The 9,886-nt window shown below is 62.5% G+C and carries 10 protein-coding genes; 7 read left to right on the top strand and 3 right to left on the bottom strand.

Going from position 1 to position 9,886, the window contains the following annotated elements:
• Positions 1-142: 142 nt before the first annotated feature.
• Complete coding sequence (locus ACHIRB_RS20105) at positions 143-1,186, bottom strand: NAD(P)H-dependent flavin oxidoreductase (RefSeq protein WP_395126599.1); 1,044 nt, start codon at positions 1,184-1,186, stop codon at positions 143-145.
• 64 nt (positions 1,187-1,250) lie between these two features.
• Complete coding sequence (locus ACHIRB_RS20100) at positions 1,251-2,678, bottom strand: MFS transporter (protein ID WP_465254693.1); 1,428 nt, start codon at positions 2,676-2,678, stop codon at positions 1,251-1,253.
• A 50-nt stretch (positions 2,679-2,728) separates the two neighbouring features.
• Here ACHIRB_RS20100 and ACHIRB_RS20095 point away from each other — a divergent pair, with 50 nt between their 5' ends.
• Together ACHIRB_RS20095 and ACHIRB_RS20090 are read left to right on the top strand one after the other, a co-directional pair.
• Positions 2,729-3,223, top strand: a complete 495-nt coding sequence (locus ACHIRB_RS20095; protein WP_395126600.1) for a MarR family winged helix-turn-helix transcriptional regulator — start codon at positions 2,729-2,731, stop codon at positions 3,221-3,223.
• 47 nt (positions 3,224-3,270) lie between these two features.
• The gene (locus tag ACHIRB_RS20090) at positions 3,271-4,089 is read left to right on the top strand and encodes an SGNH/GDSL hydrolase family protein (protein WP_395116507.1); all 819 of its coding nucleotides are present in this window, start codon (positions 3,271-3,273) and stop codon (positions 4,087-4,089) included.
• Here ACHIRB_RS20090 and ACHIRB_RS20085 read toward each other — a convergent pair whose 3' ends face one another.
• Positions 4,090-4,416 carry a DUF4333 domain-containing protein gene (locus ACHIRB_RS20085; protein WP_395116505.1) on the bottom strand — a complete coding sequence of 109 codons (327 nt, stop codon included), beginning with the start codon at positions 4,414-4,416 and terminating at the stop codon, positions 4,090-4,092.
• A gap of 193 nt (positions 4,417-4,609) precedes the next feature.
• Here ACHIRB_RS20085 and ACHIRB_RS20080 point away from each other — a divergent pair, with 193 nt between their 5' ends.
• The 5 genes from ACHIRB_RS20080 to ACHIRB_RS20060 all read left to right on the top strand — a co-directional run bounded on the left by ACHIRB_RS20080 (position 4,610) and on the right by ACHIRB_RS20060 (position 9,354).
• Positions 4,610-5,377 carry a class I SAM-dependent methyltransferase gene (locus tag ACHIRB_RS20080; protein WP_395116503.1) on the top strand — a complete coding sequence of 256 codons (768 nt, stop codon included), beginning with the start codon at positions 4,610-4,612 and terminating at the stop codon, positions 5,375-5,377.
• Positions 5,374-6,360, top strand: a complete 987-nt coding sequence (locus tag ACHIRB_RS20075; RefSeq protein WP_395126601.1) for a zinc-binding alcohol dehydrogenase family protein — start codon at positions 5,374-5,376, stop codon at positions 6,358-6,360. Before ACHIRB_RS20080 ends, ACHIRB_RS20075 begins: the two co-directional genes overlap by 4 nt.
• Before the next feature lie 98 nt (positions 6,361-6,458).
• Positions 6,459-6,779 carry a hypothetical protein gene (locus tag ACHIRB_RS20070; RefSeq protein WP_395116500.1) on the top strand — a complete coding sequence of 107 codons (321 nt, stop codon included), beginning with the start codon at positions 6,459-6,461 and terminating at the stop codon, positions 6,777-6,779.
• Entirely contained in the window at positions 6,779-8,278 is a 1,500-nt protein-coding gene (locus ACHIRB_RS20065; protein ID WP_395126602.1) for a flavin-containing monooxygenase, read from the top strand. The genes ACHIRB_RS20070 and ACHIRB_RS20065 overlap by 1 nt, the downstream gene beginning before the upstream one ends.
• A 38-nt stretch (positions 8,279-8,316) precedes the next feature.
• A complete protein-coding gene (locus ACHIRB_RS20060) occupies positions 8,317-9,354 on the top strand; it encodes a type IV toxin-antitoxin system AbiEi family antitoxin (protein ID WP_395116496.1) in 1,038 nt (345 codons plus the stop codon).
• Positions 9,355-9,886 lie beyond the last annotated feature (532 nt).

Here is a 9,886-nt window from a genome sequence, read left to right as displayed (position 1 = left end):
CATGGCTCGATCGGGTCGTGCCCGTCGATCGTGTCGAGTAGTTCCCCCAGCCCCATGACCCAATTTTAGTTAGAACACCCGTTCGAGTCCAGCAAAATCAACAACTATTTCCACAGCTCAGCGACCTGCAGGGGTATGCGTTTCACACCGACGCCATCTCCCGCTCCAGCCGCGCGACGATGTCGCCGGCCGCAGCTTCGGTGACCGCACGCCACCCGGTTCCAGCCCACAGATTCGGCACGTCCGCGTCGCCGGCTGCAGCCGCCGCAGCCTTCATCGCCTTGGTCAGGTAGAGCACTTCCGGATAGGCAGCGGGTGCAATTGCGCTGTTGGCGCGGGCGAACTCGTTGAGCAGACCGCGAGCCGGGCGACCACTGAAGGCGCGAGTCACGATCGTCTCCGAATAGGCGCGGCTCAGCAGTGCTCGCCGATGGAAGTCGGGCGTACCCGCTTCCGGGCAACAGAGAAATGCCGTGCCGAGCTGGGCCGCGACGGCTCCAAGCCGTAGCACCGACGTCACCGCGGCTCCGTCCATGATTCCGCCAGCGGCGATCAAAGGCACCTCGACTGCAGCGCGCACATCGGTGAGAAGTGTTGCGAGACTTGATGCGGCACCGCCATACGGGTCGGCGGCGTTGTCCGTGAACAGACTTCGATGTCCGCCTGCCTCGATGCCTTGCACCACAAGCAGATCGGCGCCGTCGGCGACTGCAGCGATCGCATCGGGGACCGAGGTAACCGTGACGGCGATCGACGCACCGGTGTCGCGCCGGACCCGCTCGGAGAGGTCGCGACCGGGCAGACCGAAGGTGAAGCTCACGATGGTCGGGCGGCGGCGAGCGATCAGGTCGATCTTTGTGTCGAGGAAGTCGTCGTTCCAGCCCGGTTGCCCTACATCGACTCCAAGACGCTCGGCGAATGGCGCAATGGCTCGCCGATACGCCTGCAGGCCAGCAGCATCGGCGCTCGGCGTCGACGGCAGAAACACGTTGACGCCGTAGGGCTTCGACGTCCGACGTTCGACCTCGCCGAGTGCGGTGTCGAGCGCTTCGGGCGTGGTGGACCCGGCCGCGAGGAAGCCGAGGCCGCCCGCTTCGCTGACTGCGACTGCGAGGGCTGCGGTCGATGGTCCACCGGCCATCGGGGCGCCGAAGATCGGCAGCCGACTGGGAAGTTCGAAGCCCATGGCCGTCTCCTGGAAGAGGTCGGAATGCTGACTACAGCAATCGTCGCATGGCGGTGCGGCAGCCTCAGCTGCGCTCCGTCTTCCGGACAGGGATGCACAGAGTAAGGACGATCGCGGCAATCGCGGCTGCGATCGAAATGCCGAATGCGGTTTGGAAGCCATCCCGTGATGGCAGGAGCTGACCGCCGAGCGAGACCGTCATGTGTGCGAGGACGACGCTCATCACCGCTGCCGACGTCGACGTGCCAACCGAGCGCATCAGCGCATTCAACCCGTTGGCCGCGGCGGTCTCGCTGATAGGTACCGCACCCATGATGAGTGCAGGCATTGCGGCATAAGCCAATCCGACACCGGCGGAGATGATCATCCCGGCGACGACGATCTCCCACACGCTGTTCATCAACACGAACGCACTGACGTATCCGATGCCGATAACAGACGAGCCGAGCGCGAGCGTGAACTTCGGACCGCGACTGGCGGACAATCGCGCCGAGACCGGAGACAGCAGCATCATCACGAAACCACCTGGCGCCATGGCCAATCCAGCCGCAACCATGGACTGACCGAGACCGTAACCCGTCGCTTCGGGTGCCATCAGCAACTGCGGGAATGTCAATGACGTTCCGTACAAGGCGAACCCGACCGCGATGGACGCGCCGTTTGTGAACAGAACACGTGGGCGCGACGACACCCGAAGGTCCACGAGTGGGGCCCGCGTCCGCAATTCGTATGTGCCCCAGATCAGGAACACGACGACCGAGCCTGCGAACAGACCGAGGATCGTCGCACTCCCCCAACCCCAGTCCCCACCTTTCGTGATGGCGAGCAGCAACGAGGTCAGCGCGATCGACAACCCGATCGCTCCGGCGAAGTCGAATCGGGCAGGTGTGCGGATCGGCGACTCCGGCACGAACACGAAAACCAATATTGCGCAAACGATTCCGAGTGCGGCGGAGGTCACGAACAGCACGTGCCAGTTCGAGTGTTGGGCGATCAAGGCAGCCACCGGCAGACCGATCGCGCCACCGACACCGAGCGTTGCGCTCATGATCGCCATCGCCGAACCGACACGCTCGGCAGGTAATTCGTCGCGCATGATGCTGATACCGAGCGGTATCGCGCCGACCGCCGCCCCCTGCAGGGCACGGCCGATCACCACGGGCAGCAGCGACGAGAACGAGGCGCACAGCACCGAGCCGACGATCAGTGCGAGCAGGCTGACGATGAGGATGCGGCGTTTGCCGAACATGTCACCGAGGCGTCCGCTGATCGGTGTGACGACGGCGCCTGCGAGAAGTGTTGCGGTAATCACCCACGATGCGTTGGACGCAGAGGTATCGAGCAGTGTCGGCAGCGACGGGATGATCGGGATGACCAACGTCTGCATCAGCGACACGACGACGCCGACTGTTCCAAGTACCGCGATCAGCACCGATGTCGACGCGACCGGCCCTGCCGCCGCGGGGTCGCCCGATTTGGGTGTCGTTGAAATTGCCACGAATGTGCACGGTACACATCGTGTGTATGGTGCACAATTTAGTTATGCCCGAGACTCCGACCGCTCTATCGACTGCCGCCGAGGAACTCGTCGCACTCACCCGACTCGAATACGAACTGACACTGTTCTCGCGGCACTACCTCGCCTCGGCGAAATACCGGCCCAACCAGCAGCTCGACCGTTCCGCGTACCTGATTCTGGTGCGCTTGGAACTCGACAGTCCGCTGAGCCTCAAAGAGCTTGCGGAGGCATTCCGGCTCGACATCTCGACGATCAACCGCCAGGTCGGCGCCATGCGTAAACAGGGCCTGGTCGAACGCGTAGCCGACCCCGACGGCGGCATCGCCCGAAAGGTTCGTGCGACGGCGAGGGGCTTGGAGATGCTGGTTGCCGACCGCACACACAGCCGTAGCGGGGTCACCAAGGTGCTTGCCGAGTGGCAGGACGACGACATCGAGAAGATGGCCTCGTTGATCGCCAAATTCAACGAATCGATCGAGAATCTGGAAGGTAACCCCTGGCCGCGTCCGGCGGGCTGACTCTGCTCGTCCGGCGGCACCGTCCGAGCCCGTTTACGCTCGTACGCGTGACGTCGACCGTTTCTCGCCGCTTGCTCGGCGCGCCGATACTTGCAGCGCTGCTGCTTGCGCTCGGCTGCTCGGCGCCGATTACGACGGTCGAGGGTCCAGCCGTTCCGTTCCAGATGGCCGCACCGAGCCTGCGACTGACCGCGCTCGGCGACTCGATTGCTGCCGCGACCAACTGCGACGACTGCGAGTCGTTCGTTGCGCTGTTCGGCCTTCGCGTCGCTGCTGATCGACAGCGTCCAGTAGACGTCGAAAATCTTGGTGTCCCAGGCTGGACCAGCGACGACCTCCTGGATTCCCTCGACGTCGACAGCGACGACGCAGAGACGGTTCGAGATTCGGACCTGGTGACGATCACCATCGGAGCAAACGACTTCTACTCCGACCTCGACACCTACTTCGACGGTGACTGTGGCGGCGACGATCAACTCGAGTGCTTCGATCCTGAACTCGACCGGCTACAGACGACGCTCGACACCGTCCTGCGTCGCGTCGCCGAGTTGCGCGACGGTCGACTCACAGACGTGTTCGTCACCGGCTATTGGGATGTTTTTCCCGATGGTGACGTCGCGGAGGAGCTGTACGGTCCGCAGTTTCTGGTCGATTCTGCAGCGCTCACTCAACGAGCGAACGCAGTGATCGATGCGGCGGCGACCCGAGCTCATGCGACCTACGTCGACCTGTTCGATGCTTTCAAAGGCGCAGCCGGCGCGACGGATCCGACGGACCTACTTGCAGACGACGGCGATCACCCGAACCAGGCCGGCCATCGGCTGATTGCCGATGCGCTCGCCGCTGCTTCGGAGACAGCCTCTTAGCTAGTTCGGCTGGTCGGCGACCTTGATGTCGAACTTGACGTTGTCGTCGTCGTCGACCGAGGTAACCGTGACCGTTACGTCGTAGGTTTCGCCTCGCCCCGTCAGTTGACAGGTGAGAGTCGCACCCACCTCAGCCTTCAGATCATCGGGGCAGGTGACCTCGTCCGGCGCCTCGCCGACCTCAGCCTCCAGTTCAGTACTGATCTGCTTGGCCAGATCGTCCTTGTCGACTTTGGCGGTTCCGACGGAAACGGAACATCCAGCAGAGACGAGTGCTGCCGAAGCGAGCGCCGCAAGGACTGCCGAAGCGGTGCGGAGTGTCATCATGATCGTTCCTCACGGATGCAGACTGGCAGGTCATTTGCTGCGAAGCTACTCCCAGCCGGAGGATTTGGAGGCAGTTCAGGCGCTTCGCACCTCGTGCGCACTTTGAGAGGGCCCGCCCACCGAAAAGACTCACGAGGCGCGGAGCGCCCTTCTAGGCTAACCACGGGGGCTGACGAGCATTTGGGAGCAATCGATGGCCGACTGGGATGGTGCGGGGTACGCGCACATCAGCTCTCTGCAACGCACGATGGCGGAGTATTCACTTGCAGCAGTGCAGGTTCGAGGTGACGAACGCGTTCTCGACGTCGGCTGCGGCGACGGCTTCGTCACACGATCGATCGCTGCACGGCTGCCGCACGGATCCGTGCTCGGCGTCGACCCGTCGCCTCGGATGATCGCAACCGCACAGCTGGCGCACGAGCCGACCAATGTCAGCTTCGAGGTTGCCGACGTGACGTCGATGGCGTTCGACGACGAGTTCGACCTCGCCGTCTCGTTCAACGCCTTGCACTGGGTACGCGAGCAAACGACGGCGTACGGCAACATCGCGCGCGCCCTGCGGGCCGGCGGTCGGGTGCTGGTCCAATTCGTCTGCGCCAGCGAACGTCCCAGTGTCGAGCAGGTTGCCATGGACGTCGCTGCTGACCCGCGCTGGGCGGATGCATTCACAGAATTCGTCCCGCCGTTCGTGCATGTAGAGGTCGAGGAATTCACAGCAACTGTGACGGCTGCCGGGCTCGAGGTCGTCGACGTCACCGTTGTCGACCGGGAATGGGACTTCGGCTCCCGCGACGCATTTGTGGGCTGGTGCACTGTCGGCTTCACCGACTGGACGACCCGACTCGACCCCGCCGATGTTCCCGCCTTCGTCGACGCTGTCGTCGACCGCTACGAAGCGGTTGTCGGCCGATCAGGTTTGTTCCGCTTTCTGCAACTTCGTGCAGAGTTGTCGGTCGCATGACAGATACCATGCGGGCCGTCGTCCTCGACGCACCCGGACCGCCCGAGGCGCTCCAGCTGCGCAGGTTGCCAATTCCCAACCCTGGTCCAGGCAGTGTCCTGATCCGGGTGAAAGCGTTCGGGCTCAACCGATCCGAGCTACATACCCGACTCGGCCTTGCCGACGGCGTCACCTTTCCACGGGTGCTCGGCATCGAGGCGGTCGGTGTTGTCGCAGCCTCCAACGGTGGCGAGTTCACAGTCGGCCAGCAGGTCGCGGCGATGATGGGCGGCATGGGCCGTACTTACGACGGTGGCTATGCGGAGTACACCAGTGTGCCTGCGGCCCAGGTCATTCCATTCGAGAGCGGGTTGGACTGGGCAACACTCGGCGCCGTCCCCGAAATGCTCCAGACTTCCAACGGGTCGCTCACCATCGGTCTCGACGCGCAGCCAGGCCAATCGATTCTGATCCGCGGCGGCACCTCGTCCGTCGGTATGACAACCGCCATCCTCGCCAAACAGCTTGGCATGACGGTCCTTTCGACAACGCGCAATCCGAACAAAGTCGACGCACTGAAACGCATCGGCGTCGACCACGTCGTCATCGACGACGGTGACATCGCCACCGCGGTACGCACAATCATCGACGGCGGCGTCGACAAAGCCCTCGAACTCATCGGCACACCAACGCTGCCGGATACGTTGCGCGCAACACGAGTCCACGGCGTGGTCTGCTTCACCGGCATGCTGTCCAACGAGTGGACGGTCGACGAGTTCTATCCCATCGACTACCTACCCCGCGGCGTACGGCTAGCCGCGTACGGCGGCGATGCCAGTGACCTGTCGGCCGAAGTCCTGCAAGGTTTTCTCGACGCTGTCGCAGCCGGTAGAGCGACAGTCCCCGTGCACCGGGTCTTCACGATCGACCAGATCCAGGAAGCCCACGCGTACTTGGAGTCGGGCAACGCGGCAGGCAAGTTGGTTGTGACGACTGCCGAGTAGTCGCGGTCCGGTCTCGATGACGCAGGCGCGAGCGTGTCAGCGCGACAGCAATGGCGCGCACGGGCTAGCTTCGGGGCTTCGCGTGGCCGAGGAGACCTATGGGAATACGGATCGACGTACGTGCCGGACCCCTTCGGTGGTCACGGCCGCTCCGGATTCCGCGTGCCCAAATCAACGCGCTGAACCTCATCGGCGCACTGCTCTACCTCGCAACACTGGCCGGCCTGTGGGTCGGGCTCGCCTTGGCCGTGCTCTACGAATGGCGTTATGCGGTCGCCCTCTTCCTGGCGATCGGTGCCGTCCTGTCGGCAGGTCTGTGGGTACTCGGTCGGCGGGCATGGGCGCAGTGGGGACCCGTGCCACGACGGACACCAGCCAAGCGCCAGCGCACACATCGGATCCGTGCGACAGTTCCCTGATGAAGGGCAGCGTCGCGATAATCGGGGCGGGACCTGGCGGACTCGTCGCGGCGCGATGGCTGTTGTCGCAGGGATTCGAACCGACGATTTTCGAGCAGGGCCCGATGCTCGGTGGGCAATGGACGGGACTGTCCGGCCGAAGCGGTGTGTGGCCGACCATGCACACCAACACCAGTCGCATCTTGACGGCGTTCAGCGATCTCGAGAACACGGGCAGCGTGTCCCATCCGTCGGCCGGCAACATTCTCGACTACCTGAATCGCTACGCCGACAAATTCGAACTTGCGCCCCGAATGCGATTGCACACCAATGTCGACCGCCTGAGCCGTGCCGGCACGGGATGGCTCGTCGATCACTCCAGTGGCACTGAAATATTCGATCGAGTTGTCGTTGCAAGCGGCAGATTTCACTCTCCCGCCATCCCGCCCGTGCCGGGCCTGGAGACGTTCTCCGGATCGGAGGGCGTGTCGTCGACCTACGACTACAAGGAGCCCGGACGCTACCGCGGCAAACGTGTGCTTGTGGCGGGTTGTGCGGTCAGCGCTCTGGAGATCGCTGCCGACCTAGCTCAACTCGGCGCCGAAGTTGTTCTCACCCAACGGCGTCAGCGCTACGTGCTCCCGAAGTTCGCCGCCGGTGTTCCGTCCGACCACCGGATCTTCACGCGCTATGGCGTGCTGGCGAGCGAAATGCTAGCGCCCGCGGAGATAGATCGGCAGCTGAAAGAGATCGTCGTCGAGGCCGGCGGCAGCCCAGAGCAATACGGCGCGCCCGCACCAAATCCCTCGCTTTTCGCGGCAGGGGTCACCCTGAGCCAGCACTACCTGCCCCTCGTCGCAGAAGGTCGAATTACAGTGCGGCCCTGGATGGATTCTGTCGCCGGAGACACGGTCACATTCGCGGGAGGTAGTTCCGCGGACTTCGACGGAATCGTGTTCGGCACCGGATTCGACCTGAACCTGCCGTTTCTGAGCGACGACATCCGCGCGACACTCGACGTGGACGAGGTCCATCTCGACGCCGACCGCTACACGTTCCACCCCGATCTTCCCGGCCTCGCGTTCGTAGGCATGTGGGACCAGTCGGGCGGCTACTTCGTTCCGCTTGAACTGCAGGCGAGATGGATCGCCTATACCTGGGGCGGGGCGGTTCCGGCACTGTACGACATCGAACAGCAGCCGACGATCGAGGCGTATCGAGCGCGACGCGGTACTTCCCAAAAGACTCGAATGAACCTAGCTGCCATTACGTTTGCGCGTGCTGCCGGTGTCGAACCGCATGTCGAGAACTGGCCTGGCCTACGTCGAGCATTGTTGTTCGGTCCTCTAGCGCCGAGTTGCTTCCGACTCGAAGGCACCGATGCGTTACCCGATGCCGCAGAACGGTTCTCGCGGGAGTCCGCTGAGTTCGGAGCGATCACTTCGAACGACCTCACTCAGCGGGAGCAGAAGTACTGGGCGCTGGTTGAGAGAGCTGGCGGCGGTCGCACAGATTCTTAGAATGAATCCCGCCGTTGGCAGTTTCGACACTGTAAGCGATGCCGGATGCCTGTGTGTTCAATTTTCAGCGATGTTCAATTAAACTGAACGACATGGGCGACCGAACGCGGCAGCAGGGAATCAAGAACATGATGACGCAGCTGCTCGCAGAGTTTGCGATTGAGCTCCATGTCGAGCGTTGGACATCGGACGAAACCGCGATCGTACGTGTGAGTCGCCGTGGCCACGGCGGTACCTACTGGATGGCCTGGCTACCGCACGCGACTCTGTCCGAAGTAGCTCGTCTCGACCAAGACGACCGTCTCCATCCGCTACTTGTGCTCGGCCCGCACATCAGTAGCCGGACTGCGGTTGCTCTGCGCGATGCTCACATCGACTACGTCGACTATGCGGGGAACGCGCACCTGGAATTTGGCTCAGTACTGATCAACATTCAAGGCCGTCGCCGTCCGCCCGCTGTTCCGAGCGTTCGAACCGCAGATGCCAACCTCTTCAGCGCAAAACGCATGCAGGTTATCTTCGCGCTGCTGGCATGGCCAGACATCGCGACGACGCCAGTCCGCTCCATTGCAAACGCGGCAGGAACGTCAGTGGGTATCACCCAATCAACGCTCGATCTCATGAGGGAGGCGGATTATCTGATCGAACGATCCCTGCAAAATCGCGATGAGTTACTCGATCTGTGGACCGCCGCTTTCCGAGGTTCGCTACTTCCGAAAATCGTGCGCGCTTCCTATGCCGGGACCACTGGGACCTGGTCGCCGCCGCCCGGCTATCTCGTCAGTGGCGAATCGGCCGTGGAACTTATCCGGCAACCGCAAACTCTGACAATCTACGTCGAGAACTTCGACATCGTCGATGCTGTAAACAGCGGATGGCGAAAGTCGGATAAACCGAATATTCAGATACGTCAGAAGTTTTGGGAGGAGCCGCTATGGGCGGTTCCTCAGAATCAGCAAGGCACTTTCATCGCATCGGCGGTACCTCCTCTCTTGGTCTATGCCGATCTGATTGCATCCAAAGAACCGCGACAATTAGAGATCGCGGCAACACTGAGGAGAGAACAGCTTGTTTGATCCTCGGCGAATCACTCCGCAGTCGCTCGATCTAGTAGACCGCGTTGTAGAGGCGATGGTTTCGGAGGCCGGGGCCGCCGATAGGTCGATCATGATCATCGGAGCACACTGCCGAGACTTACTCCACGCCGGATTCGGTCGAGGGGATCTGTTGCGCTCCACCACAGATGTAGATATCGCGCTAGCTGTCAACGGAGACAAGGAATACCAGAGAATCACCTCTGGACTCAGCCGGTCCGGAACCACAAACCTCCGGTATCTTATCGCGGGGATCGCCGTCGATGTCGTGCCATTCGGAGGTATCGAAGACCCTGTCGGAACGAGCGCCTTGGTCGGCAGGCTAGAGCCAATCGCAGTCTTTGGATTCCAAGAAGTCTTCGACCAGGCGATGGACCTACTTACCCCAAGTGGATTTCGCGTGCGACTTCCCTCACCGGCAGGCTACGCGGCACTCAAACTGAAAGCTTGGTGTCGTCTGCCATGAGCATGGGACCACTGTGAGCTGATTTCTGCCAGGTGCATGGGACCACCT

Source organism: Antrihabitans spumae, from assembly GCF_043944905.1.
GTDB lineage: Bacteria > Actinomycetota > Actinomycetes > Mycobacteriales > Mycobacteriaceae > Antrihabitans > Antrihabitans spumae.
The sequence above is the reverse complement of the archived record's forward strand: the minus strand, read 5'-3'. Positions and strand labels throughout refer to the sequence as shown.

Excerpts from the sequence above, each read along its gene's own strand:
- ACHIRB_RS20070 (WP_395116500.1), top strand. The coding sequence starts at position 6,459 with ATGGGAATACGGATCGACGTACGTGCCGGACCCCTTCGGTGGTCACGG.
- ACHIRB_RS20105 (WP_395126599.1), bottom strand. The coding sequence starts at position 1,186 with ATGGGCTTCGAACTTCCCAGTCGGCTGCCGATCTTCGGCGCCCCGATG.
- ACHIRB_RS20080 (WP_395116503.1), top strand. The coding sequence starts at position 4,610 with ATGGCCGACTGGGATGGTGCGGGGTACGCGCACATCAGCTCTCTGCAA.
- ACHIRB_RS20095 (WP_395126600.1), top strand. The coding sequence starts at position 2,729 with ATGCCCGAGACTCCGACCGCTCTATCGACTGCCGCCGAGGAACTCGTC.
- ACHIRB_RS20075 (WP_395126601.1), top strand. The coding sequence starts at position 5,374 with ATGACAGATACCATGCGGGCCGTCGTCCTCGACGCACCCGGACCGCCC.
- ACHIRB_RS20085 (WP_395116505.1), bottom strand. The coding sequence starts at position 4,416 with ATGATGACACTCCGCACCGCTTCGGCAGTCCTTGCGGCGCTCGCTTCG.
- ACHIRB_RS20060 (WP_395116496.1), top strand. The coding sequence starts at position 8,317 with ATGCCGGATGCCTGTGTGTTCAATTTTCAGCGATGTTCAATTAAACTG.
- ACHIRB_RS20065 (WP_395126602.1), top strand. The coding sequence starts at position 6,779 with ATGAAGGGCAGCGTCGCGATAATCGGGGCGGGACCTGGCGGACTCGTC.